The sequence below is a fragment of the Nostoc piscinale CENA21 genome, assembly GCF_001298445.1.
Lineage (GTDB): Bacteria > Cyanobacteriota > Cyanobacteriia > Cyanobacteriales > Nostocaceae > Nostoc_B > Nostoc_B piscinale_A.
This window is the reverse complement of the sequence record NZ_CP012036.1, coordinates 2,393,476-2,412,627: the sequence shown is the minus strand read 5'-3', so window position 1 is coordinate 2,412,627 and position 19,152 is coordinate 2,393,476. Positions and strand designations below refer to the sequence as shown.

Genomic DNA, 19,152 nt, shown 5'->3' with positions numbered 1-19,152 from the left:
CCGTGAGTTTTAGTATAGCCATTTTACATGAGTGCATTTACGGATGATTGTTCTTGTCGAAATTGCCTAATTTCCGAAATAGTTCTGAATTATCGGTTGATAGCCATAGGATTAGGTGACGTTTAATTACCTAATGTTTATACTTACTGTAAATTAGCTGATTCGTGTATTATCTTCCACGCATTTTCATCAAGGATTCACAGTCTTTAAACATTTGGGGATCACTCTGAGTTGCTGATATGCGTGTTTTAACCTAATTTTTTCAACTCAAGAGTGTCTGTGGTTGATTTCTACTACAAAAATCAGCAATCCGCAATACCAAAATGGAATAATTTTAGTAAACATTATGTATGGCGCTAATTGTCCAAAAGACTCCAAGTATTTTCACGGCTACTACTACCTAAAATCTGGCAAATTCTCATTTTTGTTATTATTATTTAATATTTTGATGAATTCAGTTGTTTAAATTATCCTTCTGTTAATAAAATGAATATCTAAGTCAGTTAAGACAAATAAAGCTAACGCACGAGGGTCGCTAAGTTGTTGTTAATCAAGGTTTTAGATATGTTTAACTTGCGTCACATCGTTATATTGATAGCTGCATACTTACTGAATAGACTTTAAAATCTCAGCTTTTTACTTATTAATTACTTGTTAAAATTTATATATATCAGGGTTGCCAGTGTCATCAGAATTAACTGCTTTAATTTCACCACCAGTTTTATCTATTGCCAGCAATAACTATCTCAGTTTAGAGTCAAATCTCCAAGAATTACCCATGTACGACTTTGCTGTAGATATTAGTTGTACATGCACTGAAGTAGCTAATTTTTTAGAAAAATACCCGCGCTTACCAGGAGTAGTTTTACTCGAACGGGGAAAATTCCTGGGGATGATTTCTCGGCGACGTATTCTAGAATTTCTCATTCGTCCTTTCGGGCAAGAGTTATTTGCTAAAGCCAACCTCAACGAGCTTTATAGCTATGCACGTACAGAAATTTTGCTGCTGCCAGAGACGATGACGATTTTAACAGCAATGCAGCATACACTCAAGCGATCGCCTGAACTTTTTGCTGAACCTATTATTGTTCAAACAGATGCCAATACTTACAAATTATTGGATATTCACGACTTGAGTTTAGCCGCATGGCAAATTCGCGGTATTGAAACTCAAGTACGCTACGAACGTAGTCAAGCCCAAATGATTCAAAATGATAAAATGGCACGTTTAGGGCGTTTAGTCGACGGCGTAGCCCATGAAATTTTAGATCCCGTAGGTTTTATTTGGGGCAATTTAACTTACATCTCAAAATATAGTCAAGACTTGCTGAAGCTGATAGCTGCTTACGCCGAAGATTTACCCGAAGGTTCAGCAGCTATTAATTATCTCAAAGACGAAATTGAATTTGATTTTTTAGAAGAAGACTTATCCAAAGCTTTAGCCAGCGCCCACACTGGTGCAGAAAGATTAAAAAAACTCGTCACCAGTTTACAAAATTTCTGCCATATTGATGAAATTTATCCCAAACCAGTAGATATTAATGCTTGTATAGATGGGATTGTTCTTCTCTTAAAAAGCCGTTTAAAAGGTGAAATTGAAATTGTCAAGAAATATGGCAAAATTCCACCAGTCTCTTGCTTTATGGGACAACTGCACCAAGTATTAATGAATATTTTTAGTCAAACTGTAGATGGCTTATTAGATGAAGCTGTACGCCAACAATTTCAACAAGCATCTTGTCCTGACGCAAATCAACCCCAAATTATTATTACTACAGCCGTTGTTTCTCAAGCACCAACTCGCCCAAACGCCCCGGATTCTCGTTGGGTTTGTATTAGCATCGTTGATAATAGCCCCGGAATGTCGGAAGAAGCACAGAAACAAATTCTCGATTCTTTTTCAACAGAAAAACGGGCTGATGTAGAAACTAGTTTAGGCGTTAGTTACCGAATTATTACCGCCAGACATGGGGGTAAATTAGATTTCCGTTCCCAAGAAGGTGTAGGTTCAGAATTTAAAATACTTTTGCCGTTGGTGTAGAGTATATTAATCAGAATGATACCAATTTTATGTGAAGTTACACATATTTAGATCCCCTTAAATCCCCCTTCAAAAGGGTGAATTTGATTTAATTTCTTATTCCCCCTTTTTTAAGGGGGGCTAGAGGGGATCGAATTATATGCAGCTTCATAAAGAATTAGTATGAAATAAAAAACAAAGAAAACATTATTAATCAAAATCTACGAATTAGTGTGAGATTTAGTAATAAAATTGAATTTACCAAAACCAAGAAATTGACCATTGCCTGTTTCCCCCAATGGAAATGCTGTAACTCCAAAGCTATAAACACCACTTTTTTGAGGATTCTGCATAGCTTTTAAAGCAATAGTAATTTCCGTACCAGGAGACACAGCAGGCTCAAAAGTAAATGATACTTTTTGGTTTTTTTCGTCGCTGCTAATATCTTTTAATTCTAGTTTTTCTCCTTGCTGAGAACGTGTCCCTTTAAAAGCAATACTCTCGTTGAGATTGAAGCGAATATATTCTGCACCTTCAGGCTGGTTAATTGTAATTTGTTGCAATGTGGTTCCAGCATTTTTTGGCAAATGAACTGTAAAGTAATAGGTGGCTCCCAAGTTTTTAATTCGACTATAACTAATAGTTACCTCAACTAAACTCGGCGGTTGGACAAAAGCTGTTGTTCCTGTTGCAACTGGTGGAGTCGGAGGAGATGCTGGAGGTGTAGGAGGTGGTAAATTGTCTATCTTACTATCATCATTTGTCCGATTGAAAGCAAAAGAACCAACTAAAGACGAAGATTCCCAAGGTGTTTGTTTGCCGTCAGTTGTTTGGAGTACATCAGCCCGCACTTGTTTAAACATTTGCTCCACATCTAGATTAGGAGCTTTCAGGCTGCGTAACAAAGCTGTAGTGTAGGGGCTGTTGCGCCCATCTCCATCTAAGGCAACTTTTCCAGGTGCAGTAGAATAAGCAATGAGTGTACCTTTAACAGATTGTATTGGTGCTGCTAAACCGCGTTGTAGAGAACGCCATTGACGAGAGAAGGGATTATTTCGACAGGCATCTAAAATAATAAAGTTAGCATCGTTAGCTGCATCTTCCATCACATTCAGAACTTTACCCATCGCCATCGCTTCGTAACGTACATCTTGTTCTCTTTCTAGCCGCGCATTGACTGGTATTAAATAATTTTCTCCGTCTACCTGTAGTCCATGTCCAGCAAAGTAAAATAATCCTACTCCTCCCTGACGCAGTTGGCGATTAAACTTGTCAATGGCTTCTTCCATTTGTCTCAAATCTGCATCTTTGAGGAGAGTGACATCAAATCCCAATCGCTGTAAGGAGTTAGCAATATCTGTCGCATCGTTGACAGGATTGGCTAATGTGTCTGCTGATGTGTAATTGGAATTGCCAATAATCAGTGCAGTACGGTGTTGACGTTGTGCAAGGATAGGATTTTGGGCAATGGCTTTGGCTGCGATCGCTCCGTTTATCTTGATCCTTGGGTGAGCTAAACTAAACGTTAATGGTAATACTAATGCCACAGTTCCTAACAATAGTTGCCATTTGTGCCACAACATTTTGTTACTCAGTATTTTTATTTAAATTCAAGTTAAATTATTTGTAACAATTTTAATTCACATTAAGTAATCATTTGAAGAAGATTTAATTAAGTTTACAAGTAAACCTCTAAGGTAAGCTGAACATACCTACACAAACAATATTTGATTATTTCAGGACTTACGCAATATTTCTCTACAACTCTCAGAGGTTATTTGAAAAGTATTTGTTTGTGACTTCAAACACTGATTGATCTCCAGCCTGACGGCCACGCTTCCGCGAACGTCCTTCTGCTTACTTAAATTAAATATGTTGATAAAACTGTAATCTGCCAAAACCCAAAAATTGACCATGAGGCTTTTCTCCCATTGGTAATGCGGTAACACCAAAGAGATAAACACCACCTCTTTGGGGATTTTGTTGGGCTTTTAAACCAATGGTAATTTTTGTTCCAGGTGAAACTAGCGGATCAAAAGTAAAAGATACTGTTTGAGTTTTGCGATCGCTGCTAATATCTTTTAGTTGCAGTTTTTCTCCTTTTTGAGAACGCCCCCCTTTAAAGGCGGAAGTTTCTTTGAGATGAAAACGGATATATTCTGCACCTTCTCGCTGGTTGATTGTAATTTGTTGGAGGGGTGTCCCAGCACCTTCTGGTAGATTAACTGTAAAGTAATAAGTTGCGCCTAAAGCTTTAGCTTGATTGTCATTGGTTGTGACTTCTACTAAACTTGGCTGTTGAGCAAAATATGTTGTTCTGGTTGCAGTCAATGGCTGGGTAGTAGGCGATGTAATTTGAGGTGATGGAGTGGTAATGATTTCTTGATTGCGCGGTGATTGAGGTGTTGTAACAGAAGATGTCATATTATTTCTGTTACTATCATTTGTTGAATTAAAAGCAAAAGAACCAATTAAAGACGAAGATTCCCAAGGTGTTTGTTTGCCATTAGTTGTATTAAGAACATCAGCCCTGACTTGTTTAAACATTTGCTCCACATCTAAATTTGGAGCCTTCATATTGCGTAACAAAGCTGTAGTGTAGGGGCTGTTGCGTCCATCGCCATCAAAAGCAACTGTCCCTGGTGCAGTAGAATAGGCAATGAGTGTACCTTTAACAGATTGTATTGGTGCGGCTAAACCACGTTGGAGCGATCGCCATTGTCGCGCGAAGGGATTATTCCGACAAGCATCTAAAATAATAAAATTGACATCGTTATTTGCATCTTCCATGACGTTTAGAACTTTACCCATCGCCATCGCTTCATAACGTACATCTTGTTCACGTTCTAGTCGCGCATTGACAGGTATTAAATAATTTTCTCCATCTACTTGCACTCCATGACCAGCAAAGTAAAATAATCCTACTCCTCCTTGACGCAGTTGGCGATTAAACTTTTCGATGGCTTCTTCCATCTGTCTTAAATCTGCATCTTTGAGGAGAGTCACATCAAATCCTAATTGGCGTAGAGAATTAGCAATATCCGTTGCATCGTTGACAGGATTAACTAATGTATCGGCTGATTTATAATTGGAATTACCAATAATGAGTGCTGTACGATGTTGGCGTTTTACTGGAATGGAATTTTGAGCGATCGCCTGATTTATTCCTATCCTTGGGTGAGCTAAACTAAACGTTAATGGCAATACTAATGCCGCAGTTCCTAATAATAGTTGCCATTTGTGCCACAACATTTTTTTTACTCAATATTTTTATCTAAATTCAAATTAAACTATTTGTAATAATTTTAATTCAACTTAAGTAATCATTTGAATAACATTTAATTAAATTTACAAGCCCCGACGAATGGAATTCGCGGCTATAAAAACTAAGTCCGCCTGCGCGGACTAAAATAAAATCAAGAATTTTGTCTGTATAACTGTGACTTCAGTCACTTAGTGCAAGATGTAAACAAACAACATTTGATTGCTTCAGGACTTACGCAATATTCCTCCAAACTCTCATACCTCTGCGTCCTCTGCGCCTCTGCGGTACCCTGGGAAGCCGCTTGCACGTCTACGATATTGCAGCACTTGTGCGTAAGTCCTAGAATTTAAAAATTTGCTTGCAATAGAGCTTCTCCCCTTTGATAAATTGCTTTAGCATAATCTGTCCAAGTGCCTTGTCCCCAATAGCGAAAACAGCTAGTTTGCAGCAATAAATTATATATTAATGCCTGACGGTATTGGGATTGTTTAGTAATCTCTCCCGACTCATTATTTAGGAGTTTTTCATGAAACAAACTGCTGAGTTGATTCATCGGAGACAATACATTTTCATATCCTTTCACCCAACTAATATGATTTGTCCAAGAAGCACCATCTACATGAAAATTAGGATTGCTTTGCTTTAATTCTTGAATGGCATTTTCAACAGCTTCGAGTTGACAATTATCGGGTGCAACTCTTTGCCAAATTTGATGCTGTCCTACTGGCTGACAAGTCGGATAATCTTCCGGGTTACAACCTGCGGCTGTAATTAACTCTAAATATTCTGTACCACACATCCCGACAACACCAGATTTACCACCGCCATGATTAACCATATCCCACCAAGCTTGTTTGAAAGCACTGGGAAATTCATTCATCATTACGCCGCCATTTTCACCATCACCAATTTGACTAACTATTGGTGGTACTAATACATTACCTATTTGTTGTTTGGATAGTGTTTTAGCTTCGTAGTATGGCTGCATTTGAGCAACTAATTTTGTATCAGAACCTTGAGTTTTAATTAAGGCTGTAATACTAATTGTTTCGCCTTGAGAGTTACGCGCTATTAAACAGTGTGGTAAGTGTTTATATCTGAGAGGTTCACCATTGAGTGTTTCTACAGAATGTTCTTGGACTAATAACCAGCGATAGCCACATTCTTTGAGAGATTTTACAAATTCAAATAAAGTATCAGGGTGATTTGGTAAGTGCATTTCTGGCGGTGAAAATCCTTTGACTCTTGCCAATGCTTCCCAGCCAAAAATAGCAGCAAAATGTTGTTGCCAAGCTAAAATATGCAATTTAATATCGGGTATTGGTGTGGAAGGAACAACAGCGTGACTCCACATTGTCCCCAACCATTCGACGTAAGGTTGATAAGCAGTATCGCAAGTAATTTTTTTGAGGTTGTCGAGGATGTCATTGCGTCCCATTTGACGTAATCCCCACAACAAATTGCCAGAGTAATCTAACATGACGCGGGGATTGCAACCTTGACTGACAAGTTCAGGAATGAAATCACCCATCCGGCTATAGCAATAAGCAAAAGGCGCGGCGTTGTGGTTGTCGCCTTCGTGGGGATGTTCAAACATATATTGCAGATTGCTGATCAGTCCGCCGTTGTATCCTGCGGGGATAGTCGGCTGGTGCATGTGTAAGGCGATCGCAAATACTGCATTAATATCCTCTAACCTGAGATTAGTTGAGGGTAAAAAAACAGGTTCGTTGTGATTCACTACCGCAAGAACTTCTTTCTCCCAACCAGAAATATTTGGTAAACCGTCAACGATTTCTGGCGGGAGATGTGTAGGAACAGACAGCATAAAGTATGAGGAATAAAACTTTTCATCCCTCATACTGTATCTTTATTGTTGCAGTAGGCGATCGCGTCCCAGAATCTTTTAAGACTTACGTGCAGTTACCAAACGAGTTGCGTTTCTGGATAACAAAACATCGCAAAAACGATTGATACGGGTGAATAAACTGGGTTTTTCGACAACTTGCTGCTTTCTTGGTGCTGGTGGCGCGGCGATTTTCAAAATTAACTCTAACAACCAAGGGGCGAGGCGTTGACACCACACAGCTAAATGACTTTGCCATCCAACTAAAATTTCTGGTGCATCATTCTGCAATCCGACTATCAATGCTTGCGCTACTTGTTGGGGTGTCATCGGAATCACCCAACGGAATAGTTGCAAGTCACGCACCATATCTGTGTCGGTGAGAGAAGGTAATAAGGCTTTGACTTGAATATTGTACTCGGCTAATTCTTGACGCAAGGCTTGGGTAAATCCTAAGATGGCAAACTTTGTAGCTGAATATGTTGCCATTGTTGGTGCAGCGACTTTCCCCATTAAGCTAGAGACATTGACAATTGTCCCTTGTTTTTGGCTGGCCATGCGTCGCGCAATCAAACTGGTGAGGGTATACATTCCCAACAAATTCACCGACAGTTCTTCTTGGAGTTGGGGAAGTTTGGAACGCAAAAATGAGGTTTGATAAGCAACACCAGCACAATTCACCAGCAGATGAATCGGGCCATGATTGCGCCACAATTGAGCTACAGCAATATTTACATCTGTAGCGCGGGTTAAATCTAGCGGGATAATGACGGCTTCTGTTCCCATCGCTGCAATTTCTTGAGCGACTTGGGTTAACTTTTGGCGATCGCGTGCTACTAAAATTAATCTTTTCATCCCTTGTTGTGCCAGGGCAAGGGCGATCGCTTTGCCAATACCGCGAGAAGCCCCCGTAATTAGAGCAACATTACCTTGAATCTTCATCGGTTTTTATCTCCAGAATTTAAGTCTTAACCCGCGTTTTGTGTTTGTAAATAGACGCAATTACGGTTCCTCATTTTCCGCAGGTAAGACAAATCATCTATCCTTGTTGACTTCAGAAGAAAACTCAGCTATTTGCAATGGAGATTTTTGGTTTAATCTGCATTGCAGAAATCTTCTGACTTGAAAGTGCTGAGTAAAAATCCTAGTACCTATCTTTCTTTTTCCTTTTAACTTTTGCCTTGTTGTACTAGTCCCTTTTCTATGCAAGGCTTCGGAACTTCATCAATACTTCCAGCAATTGGCTGAATGGATATGGCTCATAATTTTTACCTCTTTTAGATTCAGAGCATTGATCAGCAGCGTTGCTAAACACACGTTAACAACAAAATCAAGTAGCAGCAATATTTTTTAATAAGAATTTCTTAACACTTTGTAACCAAGATGATATATATATCAAATATTTCGGGAAATAAGTTTTCATGAATCATGCTAGATAAATATCATCATTTCTTGACAATTAGTGATAAAGTCCCTAGAGTCAAGAAAATATCTCACCAATTGTTAGCAAGAGAAAGGAAGCTGATACGGGTAGACAGACATAATAAAGACGCAAAAAAGTCATATAGTAGGAAATAGGAGATAAGCTGGAAAGTCTCTTGGTATAAGTGTTTGACGATTAGTTTTATCTTAATCTAGCTGGCACTTGCTATAAAATTATTATCCCTGCCTGATAGAATAAAACAGGGATCAATAATTTACTAAAAGGGATCTTTTAATTAATAAATAATTTGATAAAGCTGTGTATGCTTACTGAATTTAGTTCAGAAATAGCAGATGACCAACAACACACCACAATGAATTAAAACCGCAAAAAATACATTAATTGTGCGATCGCTTCCGCAGGTAACTGCAATCTTTGTTGAAAATCAGCGATATTACGATATAGTCCATAAGCTTGGCGATTTTCCACCACTGCTTGAGCCAGGGACAAATCAATCAATGGCGTTTGCGCCAACATCTCGACTGTAGCGGTGTTGGGATTAACTAAATGATTTGAATGAACCAGAGACTCATTGTCGTAGTAAACAAAATGCAGCAGTGGTTCTAAAGGTTTGAGACGCTGCACAGGTAAACTCAAAGCGGCGGCAATATCTTCGATACAGTAAAATTTAACCCCAGAACGAGAAAGTTCGACAAGCGATCGCGCTTGGTGAATCGACAAACCCGGTAAGCGCAACCAATCATCCACCGTTGCTTGATTCACATCAATCCGAATACCCAATTGCGCCGCTATTTGAATTTCTTCACCAGACTGCAACCGATAATAAGGATCATTGAGCAATTTGGCGCGGAGTTTTTGTAACTTAAAGTTTAGAGGTAGCCAGTTGTGCATTATCTTTGCTGACGTAAACAGTATCCAGAAGCCAGAAATCAGTAATCAGAATGGCTACACAAAGGTTTTACAACTTTCAGACGCTGGTTATTTCCATTTTCTTGTAAAAACGCCCAAATTATTCTGAATTCTGACTCCTGAATTCTCAATTCTTTTGTATCAAGAAATTTGGTCGAGTAGCTGACGGCGTTTTTGCTCAAATTCATATTCTGAAATTAGACCATCTTGACGCAGCGCATCAAGTTCGCGCAAAGCATTCGCCACCGTTTCTACCTGATTACTGGCTGATTGAGAAAACTTGACAGCCGACTTACCCTGATTAAAATTTCGGTCAAAAGCTTCCTCATCTAAGGCTAAATACCACACACCTTCAATCGCACTAGCCACCTTGGGGATTGGTGTCCAAGACAGCAGCACATATAAAATCCCCCACAACGGCTGACCCAAATAAAACTTGTGTAATCCTGAGACGGTGAGCGTACCAGAAAAAGCGAGAATAGCAGCAATACTACGGCTTTTGCGTTTTACCAACATATTTATTATAAAGTTACCACTATCACAGTTAGGTCAGTTAAACAGCGATCGTAGCAAAATACCTACATAAATTCAGTATCATATCGTCTTTAAAGATAGCCAAAATCCAGCCCTATCCTGATGCTATATTAAGATATTCTGGCTGTATGGGTGTTGAGGGTGAGAGTAAAGGCGATCGTGAAGCTCGATTTCAGCCAGAATTTTGAGAAGACTTGAAATACTGAAAAAGATAACAGTAGTGAGATTGAAATAGCTAGTTAAACACTTTAACTTTCATACGGGCCAAGAAATCTTTCCCCATTAAAATGAATCATGTGATCAGGTTGATCTGATATCCACACTTCTGTTTCCCAAGAAATCTCAGCTAGATATCGAGTCATTTCTTGACGACTGGGAAAGGCAGTTACAAACACTAATCCTTTACGGCTAGACTGAAACAGTTGCTGTAATTCATTGCGACGTTTCAAGTTTACCGGGCCATGACTTGTCACAGCTTCTATTAATATCAGCCAGTCTTGTTGTTCATAGTAAACTACAACATCTGGCATTTTACCGTGAGTGTCTATCTCAATTCCCAATTCTTGGAATTTCTGAGTTTCATTGATAATAAACTTATCCCCAGCATCACCTACATAAATCACAAAACCTCCTGGTGTAAATTTAGGACAGAAACTTTCTAAAATGTTCTTGATTAATAAGTTCTGTCCACCTGATGAAAGCTGAATAGCTTGACCATTAGGTAAGGTTACAGGAATTATTGGTCTATTTCGCTTTCTGTCCTGTAATAAATTTGTCACTGAAATAGCATAATTGTGACGAGCTTCTTCCCATTGTGCAGAACCATAGGATTTAATTAGTGACAATGCTTGTTGATGAAGCTGATAACACCATTTTGGGCTGTTAATCGGTCGCTCCGGTTGATCAGGATTCTCCACAACAATCCCCATCTGCACAAACTGGTGCATTGTCTGTCGTCGCACAGTTTCGCGTGTATTCGGTGCATATTGTTTACCGTAGTGATCACGAAACCAATCCATCATTTCTGTAATTCTGCGTCTTGGTGCTGTTGCTTGATACCAAGGTGTGTCAGGGCGAATGTCTGCTAAAGCCAGTAAGCACAATGCAGATCGTTCGTTCTGTTGAGCTTTAGGAGCAGAAATAGCTTTGAGAATTGCTAATGCCTCCTCAATTCGTTTACTCGCCTGAATTGCATTTGTGGCTTCGCTCATAATCGACAAAGTTTGATGTACAACTTGATCCAGTTGCTCCTGATCTAAGTGAGAATCACCAATTTGGCTTCCTAATCGAATTAAATCATCTTTGCTAGGGTATTTAAGTTTACGTAAGTCTGTGGCGTTGACTTGTGTGTGTCCACTAAATTGCCGGAAGTAACTATCTAATAAAGTTGAATTGAGAAATGCTGTTAAACCTCGTGCTAAATCAGGGTTCATTCCCTGACCTTGAGCATGGTAGTAATTTAAGTGATTTTCTATACCGATTACAGGGAAATCGCCAGGAGGATACACAGCAGCCACAACACGACGCTTTTCTTCCTTGGCAGAAAACCGCTTTGTTAAAACATACCAACCTGACGGGACTAACCATTTTGCTGTTTCTGGGTTTTGTGTAATAGCGATCGCTTTACGAGGATTACTAGGCGGAAAAAATACTTTCCCTGCTTTGATCGCTTCTGGGTAAATCAATGGCACACTTTTATCATCCCAGCAAGTTCTCAACGCTGATTTGAGACGAAAATCCACAACTGGCCCCGTTGAAATTTCTAAACCAAGATCATCTAAAGTAGATGAAAATCGATTCATTTGCACTCTCAAATAATCTTCAAGAGAGTTTGTAACAATATGAATAAAGCTTTCAGAATCATGAGGTTCAACAACTTGGCTATAAGGAACATATCTTAATTCAGAACATTCATCTAACTTGCTTTCAATATTTTTAGTTATTTCAACGTAATCTGGTATTATTTCAGTTTTAATTGCATGAAAAATAATATTTTCTTGTAATACCTTATCTTCTACAAAAGCTGCTGAACGACTTTCAAAAATATGAATGTTTGAAAGTACCATATTTCGCAAAAAAGCTTGCCGAAAAGGTCTAAAATAAAGACCATTGCAAAAACTTCTAGGCGTAATAGCAACTATTTCTCCGTTGTCAGATAGATTTAAAACAGTTAGCCAGACAAATGCGCTATATAAATTTACAGTTTCAACACCTAGTTGTGCCAGGGTTTTTCTTTCTACTGATTGGCTATTAATTTTTTTATAAGGTGGGTTGATAATAGCATGGGTAAAACCACAAGATGAATGACGAAAAAAGTGGTAAACTTGTTTTACTAATATCCTGAATAAAACTTTCTTGATGTAAGCAATAATTGGCTGTAATCCCAATTTTTTCTAAAGCAACACAACACTCTGTCAAGCATTGCCTTAGAGATGGTATAAAAGCTGATTCAATTTCATAAACTGTGAGCAAACAACTTTTGACATTGTGAGGATTTGCTAATAGTTGTTCGACAAATGCAGCTGTTAACGCACCAACTCCAGCCCCAGGATCTAAAAGACTAATATGACCAGATAGATTGCTGAATTGTCTCGCCATCAACCGCGCAACTAAAGCGGGAGTAAAAAACTGTCCAAATTCACTGCGCTGCTTTAAATTCAGTTTTGAGGAGAAATGAATCCGGTTAATATCGGTGGAGTCTGTGAGGAATGTCGTCATTTTGATATGAAAAAATTAGCCTGCGATCGCAGGCTATAGTTAATAGCCTCAGACTCTTAATCTGGAGGCTATTGGCAACTCATTAACCTTGTACTACAGCTTCTTTAGCCAAGAACTTCTCTAGTTCAGTCAACGCATCAGCATCAACTTTGGTTTGCATCGGACAGAACTTCGGCCCGCACATTGAACAAAACTCAGCAGTTTTGTAAATGTCTGCGGGTAAGGTTTCGTCGTGATATTCCTTCGCTCTTTCTGGGTCGAGGGATAATTCAAACTGGCGGTTCCAGTCAAAGTTGTAACGAGCTTTCGAGAGTTCGTCGTCTCTGTCTCTTGCGCCTGGGCGATGTCTAGCGATATCGGCGGCGTGGGCTGCTATTTTGTAGGCAATTAACCCATTACGAACATCTTCGGCGTTTGGTAATCCTAAGTGTTCTTTTGGTGTCACGTAGCACAACATAGCTGTTCCATACCAGCCAGCCATTGCTGCACCAATAGCGGAAGTAATGTGGTCGTAACCAGGAGCAATATCTGTTACCAAAGGCCCCAATACATAGAATGGTGCTTCGGAACACTCTTCCATTTGCTTGCGGACGTTAAATTCAATTTGATCCATTGGGACGTGTCCAGGCCCTTCTACCATCACCTGTACATCGTGTTCCCAGGCTTTGCGAGTTAACTGTCCGAGGGTTTTCAATTCAGCTAATTGTGCAGCGTCGGAAGCATCATGGGTACAGCCAGGGCGCAGGGAATCACCTAAGCTGAAGGAAACATCATATTTCTTGAAAATTTCAATGATGTCGTGGAAGTGGGTATAAAGTGGGTTTTGTTTGTGGTGATGCAACATCCATCGTGCCAAAATACCACCACCACGAGAAACTATTCCTGTGATGCGGCTTCTGACTAAGGGTAAATGCTCCATCAAAATACCAGCATGGATGGTTTGATAGTCTACCCCTTGCTGGGCGTGTTTTTCGATGACGTGGAGAAAGTCGTCTGCGGTGAGGTTTTCAATTCTGCCGTGGACGCTTTCTAATGCTTGGTAGACTGGTACTGTTCCAATGGGAACGGGTGAAGCATTAATAATCGCGGTGCGAATTTCATCTAAGTTACCGCCACCTGTGGACAAGTCCATCACGGTATCAGCGCCATACTTCACCGCCAGCTTTAATTTGTCTACTTCTTCTTGAAGGTTAGAAGAGTTGGGTGAAGCACCGATGTTGGCATTGACCTTACATTTAGAAGCGATACCAATAGCCATCGGTTCTAGGTTGGTGTGATTAATGTTAGCCGGGATAATCATCCGCCCCCGTGCTACTTCATCACGAATTAGGTCAGCAGGAAGATTTTCCCGTTGAGCAACGTAGTGCATTTCTTCGGTGATAACACCCTGACGTGCGTAGTGCATTTGAGTTACATTGCTCTGCCCACGCCGCTTGGCAACCCATTCTTTCCGCATGATTGAAATCCTCAATAAACAGCTTCCCTCCGCTGGTATTACCCAGACTCAGGTGTTAAGGGTGTGATCTCAGCCTTGATGATTTAGGCACCCCTAGCATGGATGTAGATTGTACCATTTTGCTTACGGTTGAGGACAAGGAGGTTAACAATTTATGAGGTGTGGGAGAGTGCGATCGCTATTTCTGTTATCACTTTATGAATCTGCTGTGGTGTGATTGAGGCGGTGTAACTCACAGTTAGAGGTTTTGTTGCCAAACAATATTTTTATCTCACGCAAAGGCGCAGAGACGCAAAGAAGAGCGCGGAAGATGTCTATACATTAACAAAAATAGATGGTGTGTAGTACTTTCTAATTAGGTTTCTAGCATTCTCACGACCTTCTCCTGTAAATAAGTTAAATACTACCTCTTCACTGTGAGAGTAAAGTTGCAATAACCCAAAATCTTTAACTCGTGAGTACAAAAAAGGAATACCAGCACTAGTCAACAAAGTTGCTTTTTTAGTATCACGTTTTCTTGCTTCAAGAGAGTCATGATATGAAGACTGAAACTCTATAACTAAACATGGTTTATAGTCTTGATTGGTGATGAGAGCATCTACATTAGAGCTAAAGAAAAACCTTTTTAATTCTGAATCAAGGAAGCCATTTATCTCACAGAATTGACATAAGCTCACTTGTGTATGAATTTTATAATTATCATCAATACAAGTTTGTAAAAACTCTAGCATTCTTTCTTCATAAGTATTTATAAGTCTTTTTGGCTTTAAAGACATTATTATTGCTCCAGGATAATTTTCGCAAAGTAACTAATAAATTCTTCTAATACTTCCTTTGAACTAATACAAACCTGCCAAGTATAAGGAAAAAGTTTGTCATCGTGGAAAAGAAGATAGTAATCACTACTTCCCATGCTTTTAATATCGAATTCTTCTGGGGAATTAATGAAATTCCGATATTCGTTTATATTAAAGTTAGAAAATTCATTTGAATAATATTCAATCTCCTCACGTTTATTTAGTGCAAAAGTACCAGTTGTTTGTCCAAGTGTTAATAGATTTGGATAATTAAATTGCATTGATTCCCAAAATCTATCTTCTTTACTTGGCAATATCCAAAATTTACCTAAGTCAGTACTAGGCTCTTCATTCCATACATTGGAGTATTGTAAACATAGGATATTTGGAATTAAAACATCTTTAGAAATAGAGATACATAAACCCTCTTTACGTGGGGCTAAAACCAGTTGATAACGTTTAACTCCTTTCCCAGGATTTTTAAGCCGATATCCTATGTACTGAGATGTCTGATTTTCCTCAAACTTGTCGTAAAAACCAAGTTTAGCCAGCATATTTATAGCTAACGAAAGCAAATCTTCCCCACCTTCAATAACCTGTATATTCGTTGAAACTAGACGAGGAACACCATTTTCTACCTCAAAACGTTGGACGACATCGTATATTATTTTTGACATTAGCTAATTTCCAAAAACCTTGGCTAAGGTTGCTGGGAATAGTGTAACTCTAATTTCTAAAATTTCCAAGAGTCTTAGCTAAGATTTTTAGATTTTGTTGTAAAACGCTAATTTTTCCAATGACTTGCAGTCTTGGGAAACTCAATCTATATGGATGCTGAAAGCGATCGCACCTCGCCTTGCTAAACACCAGGTATTTTCGGGCGATCGCCTTGTTGAAATCTCATCCAATCTTGTTTTAACGCTGCTGGAGCCGGATTCTTGGCATCATAGACAACAATGACATTGGTTAAGGGTCTACCAGCCGGAACTAAAATTTTATTATTAGCTGCTAAAGCTTTCGATGCACCACCATCTAAATTCATGGCTTCGTGACAGCCGATGGCTTTCATAGCTTGGGCTGTTTGTTGCAAACTTAAACTACTGTCAAAATTCACTAAAAATAATTTTTTGCGATCGGCGGGGAAACCAATGGCTGTACGTGCGCCTTTACCCAAAACATGAGGATCTTTAAATCCCTCTATTCCTGGATTGAGCCAAATTTGTCCATTTCTTAACAATCGGGGGCCGCAGGTAAGAGAAAACCAATGTTGATGCCATTCTGGTTTACCATCCACCCGTGCAGTAATCATTTCTGGTTGATTGCCAACTCGCAAACCCAAGGTAGTACCAAAATTTTCCCATTGGCTGTATTTCAAAAATCTACCGCCTGCTACCATATTACCCATCACTGTTTTTTGGGCATTTTTGGCGAAAAAAGTCCCATTGGCAATCACCGCAGCACGATAACGCGATACGATTTTGTTAAATTCCTCATCTCCGCTACTTTTCTGCTGCGTATTAGCAAAAGTTGCATTCTTGGCTAAACCAATGGTGATGAAAGTTTGGGGGTCAGTGAGGTCAATAATTGTCTGGTAAAAAGAAATACCGTTGATCTTGGCTTTTTTAATTTGGACGGTTTGAGCAGTGGCGGGGAGATTCCATGTCAATCCTTTGACTAGGGAAGCACCGCCCAGGAACAAGAAAGAACGTCGGCAAATCTTAGAGTTCAGCATAATCAACTCATCTTTATCTGGTTTTTATTAAAATTCCCAAATTTTTGCATAATTTCACTCAATCAACCCTGTTAAGTCTAAATTGAGACTTCTAGGAGTAGCAAAAATCCATAAATATCTAATGACCAATAGCTTTCGGTATTTAATTTTTCACAAACCCTATGGTGTTCTCAGTCAATTTACGCAGGAAACACCAAACCATAGTACCCTCAAAGATTATATTGATGTGCCTGATGTCTATCCGGTGGGGCGTTTGGACTGGGATAGTGAGGGGTTATTACTGTTGACAAACGATGGAAAATTGCAACATCGGCTCTCTGATCCGCGTTTTGCCCATCAGCGAACTTACTGGGTACAAGTAGAGCGTATTCCCGATACAGATGCTATAACCAAATTGCAAAGGGGTGTAGAAATTAAAGATTACCGCACTCGCCCTGCCCAAGTGAGGCTGTTAACCGTAGATCCACCAGTGGGCGATCGCCACCCACCTGTTAGATTTCGCAAAAATGTACCAACAGCTTGGTTAGAAATGACTTTAACAGAGGGCAAAAATCGTCAGGTGCGGCGAATGACTGCGGCTGTAGGGTTTCCCACTTTACGACTGATTAGGGTAAGCATAGCCCATCTTAATTTAGACGGACTACAACTCGGTCAGTGGCGTGACTTGAGTGCATCGGAACTTAAATTACTACTAAACAAGTCTTCTGAATCTAAAACTAAAAAGTCTCAATTCTCTTAATTAATAAATAGATGTAAATAAACGTGAGAATTAATCTGTGAATGTCAGCTATTCGAGGAAAGCATTAAAAACTGGGAAAGATATTTTTTGACTGTAAATTGGCTAAATTTTGCCAAAAAAAATTATAATAAACTTTTTTTCTTCCCTTTCCCTATTAATGAACGTTAGCCTGTGAGTACAAGTTTAGGTCTTATGAGCTTAAATCAGCGATCGCTCTGGCATCAAACACACACACAACAAGATACCTTGTCAGCCCCTCCGGCTCGCTTGGAACTTGTGCCTGACTGCACCTCGAATTTAGAACTGTACACAGCAGATATGCTGCGGCGTACACAAGCAGAACTCCAGTGGTATCGCAGCCTGTATGAACATACTCCAGCAATTTACTTGAGTGTGAATGCAGCCGGGATAATTCTTTCTGTCAACCAATTCGGCGCTAACTTGCTGGGTTATAAACCAGAAGAATTAATCACAACCTCTGTATTTAATTTGCTGGAGTTATCAGACAGACAAAGATTATCAGAAACATTCATTGAACTGTTCAGTGCTGTTCACCCCAACCACTCTATCAAGGCAGAATATAGCCTCAACTGCCCTAGTAGTAAAATTACCCAGGTCAAAACAACTCTCACAATATTACCTGATGGTGAATATCCTGAGAAAAGTCCGGTAATTTTGATGGTGTGTGAACAAGTCAGCCAACCAACTAACCAAACTGCAATGCAGGTACAGTTGGCAGAAATGGAAAGTCTGACTCACCTTAAGGAAGAATTTCTCAGCACAGTTTCTCATGAACTCCGCACACCGCTGACAAACATGAAAATGGCAATTCAAATGTTAGGAATTGCACTACAGCCAGAACAAAATTTTTTGCAGGAAATGGCCAAGCCGCCAGCCGAACGCTCAAAAGCCGCTCGCTATTTTGCAATTTTAGATAACGAGTGCGAACGAGAAATTAACCTAATTAATAACTTTCTGGATTTGCAACGCTTAGATAGCAACGCTAAACCTTGGGTGCTGGAAACCATTCAAGTCCAACAATGGCTGTGGCGAGTTGTAGAGTTATTTAACGCCCGTAACCGAGGTATATGTAAACAAAAAATTCACCTACGTCTAGCCCCGCATCTGCCGCCACTGGTTTGTGATCCTTTTATCCTAGAGCGCATCTTCATCGAACTACTGACTAATGCCTGCAAGTTTAGCCCTCCAGAAGCTGAAATCACTGTTTCTGCCGCATTAAATTCCCAAAATATGCAGTTTCAAGTGATTAATTCGGGTGTAGAAATCCCTAATTCGGAATTACCCCATATTTTTGAAAAATTTTACCGGATTCCTAGTAATGACCCGTGGAAGCAAGGCGGGACAGGATTAGGATTGGCATTAGTGCAGAAATTAATTAAGCAATTAGAAGGAACAATCGAGGTAGAAAGCGGGTCAAATCGTACTTGTTTTATGATGCAATTACCATTGCATCGTCAGGTATAACAAAGAAGTGTAATTATACCAGTTTCTCCCTAAAAAATTACTACTCCCCTTAGACAAGCGCAAAATTTATTTGCAGGTATCTGAAATATTTAGCTAATATGCGTCACAATTAATACTGCCACCAACATTCACTGGTGAAACCACAATCTCTTGTAGGTCTATTGTAGGCAGGGGCAGTTAATTGTGGCACTTTGGATATTAGTGGCT

Annotated in this window: 15 protein-coding genes, 2 pseudogenes and 1 riboswitch; of the genes and pseudogenes, 3 read left to right on the top strand and 14 right to left on the bottom strand. The window is 39.5% G+C overall.

Features of this window, described 5'->3' with window-relative positions; genetic code table 11:
- Window positions 1–682: 682 nt before the first annotated feature.
- The gene (locus ACX27_RS10610; RefSeq protein ID WP_062291860.1) at window positions 683–2,041 is read left to right on the top strand and encodes a sensor histidine kinase; all 1,359 of its coding nucleotides are present in this window, start codon (window positions 683–685) and stop codon (window positions 2,039–2,041) included.
- Window positions 2,042–2,241: 200 nt separating this feature from the next.
- Here the strand turns inward: ACX27_RS10610 and ACX27_RS33645 are convergent, their stop codons facing one another.
- From ACX27_RS33645 to ACX27_RS10555, 14 genes and pseudogenes are all read right to left on the bottom strand, one after another.
- Entirely contained in the window at window positions 2,242–3,603 is a 1,362-nt protein-coding gene (locus tag ACX27_RS33645; protein WP_062291857.1) for a DUF2808 domain-containing protein, read from the bottom strand.
- A gap of 283 nt (window positions 3,604–3,886) precedes the next feature.
- Window positions 3,887–4,444, bottom strand: coding sequence for a DUF2808 domain-containing protein (locus ACX27_RS33640; RefSeq protein WP_144427583.1), 558 nt, complete (start codon window positions 4,442–4,444; stop codon window positions 3,887–3,889).
- Window positions 4,445–4,498: 54 nt separating this feature from the next.
- Window positions 4,499–5,272, bottom strand: a pseudogene (locus ACX27_RS33635) (caspase family protein); the annotation flags it as partial.
- Between the two features lie 359 nt (window positions 5,273–5,631).
- Window positions 5,632–7,113: a glycosyl hydrolase family 57 gene (locus ACX27_RS10595; protein ID WP_062291852.1), complete on the bottom strand. Its 1,482-nt coding sequence runs from the start codon at window positions 7,111–7,113 to the stop codon at window positions 5,632–5,634.
- A 78-nt stretch (window positions 7,114–7,191) separates the two neighbouring features.
- Window positions 7,192–8,073 (bottom strand): SDR family NAD(P)-dependent oxidoreductase, encoded by an 882-nt coding sequence (locus tag ACX27_RS10590; protein WP_062291849.1) that lies wholly within the window; start codon window positions 8,071–8,073, stop codon window positions 7,192–7,194.
- Window positions 8,074–8,932: 859 nt separating this feature from the next.
- Complete coding sequence (locus ACX27_RS10585) at window positions 8,933–9,466, bottom strand: ComEA family DNA-binding protein (protein WP_062291846.1); 534 nt, start codon at window positions 9,464–9,466, stop codon at window positions 8,933–8,935.
- A gap of 159 nt (window positions 9,467–9,625) precedes the next feature.
- Window positions 9,626–10,000: an NINE protein gene (locus ACX27_RS10580; protein WP_062291837.1), complete on the bottom strand. Its 375-nt coding sequence runs from the start codon at window positions 9,998–10,000 to the stop codon at window positions 9,626–9,628.
- Between the two features lie 266 nt (window positions 10,001–10,266).
- A complete protein-coding gene (locus ACX27_RS10575; RefSeq protein WP_418006834.1) occupies window positions 10,267–12,084 on the bottom strand; it encodes a BsuBI/PstI family type II restriction endonuclease in 1,818 nt (605 codons plus the stop codon).
- A 27-nt stretch (window positions 12,085–12,111) separates the two neighbouring features.
- Window positions 12,112–12,273, bottom strand: a pseudogene (locus ACX27_RS35675) (hypothetical protein); the annotation flags it as partial.
- A 4-nt stretch (window positions 12,274–12,277) separates the two neighbouring features.
- A complete protein-coding gene (locus ACX27_RS33630; protein WP_235526579.1) occupies window positions 12,278–12,736 on the bottom strand; it encodes an rRNA adenine N-6-methyltransferase family protein in 459 nt (152 codons plus the stop codon).
- A gap of 82 nt (window positions 12,737–12,818) precedes the next feature.
- Window positions 12,819–14,192 (bottom strand): phosphomethylpyrimidine synthase, encoded by a 1,374-nt coding sequence (gene thiC / locus ACX27_RS10570; RefSeq protein ID WP_062291833.1) that lies wholly within the window; start codon window positions 14,190–14,192, stop codon window positions 12,819–12,821.
- Window positions 14,193–14,199: 7 nt separating this feature from the next.
- Window positions 14,200–14,297: riboswitch (TPP riboswitch) on the bottom strand.
- Window positions 14,298–14,506: 209 nt separating this feature from the next.
- Window positions 14,507–14,968, bottom strand: a complete 462-nt coding sequence (locus ACX27_RS10565; protein WP_062291831.1) for a DUF2726 domain-containing protein — start codon at window positions 14,966–14,968, stop codon at window positions 14,507–14,509.
- Between the two features lie 2 nt (window positions 14,969–14,970).
- A complete protein-coding gene (locus ACX27_RS10560) occupies window positions 14,971–15,666 on the bottom strand; it encodes a hypothetical protein (protein WP_062291828.1) in 696 nt (231 codons plus the stop codon).
- 182 nt (window positions 15,667–15,848) lie between these two features.
- Window positions 15,849–16,721: a phosphodiester glycosidase family protein gene (locus tag ACX27_RS10555; protein ID WP_062291826.1), complete on the bottom strand. Its 873-nt coding sequence runs from the start codon at window positions 16,719–16,721 to the stop codon at window positions 15,849–15,851.
- A 121-nt stretch (window positions 16,722–16,842) separates the two neighbouring features.
- Between ACX27_RS10555 and ACX27_RS10550 the strand changes: the two genes are divergently transcribed.
- On the top strand, window positions 16,843–17,460 hold the full coding sequence (locus ACX27_RS10550; protein WP_062291822.1) for an rRNA large subunit pseudouridine synthase E: 618 nt from the start codon (window positions 16,843–16,845) through the stop codon (window positions 17,458–17,460).
- Window positions 17,461–17,652: 192 nt separating this feature from the next.
- Complete coding sequence (locus tag ACX27_RS10545) at window positions 17,653–18,945, top strand: sensor histidine kinase (protein WP_062291820.1); 1,293 nt, start codon at window positions 17,653–17,655, stop codon at window positions 18,943–18,945.
- Window positions 18,946–19,152 lie beyond the last annotated feature (207 nt).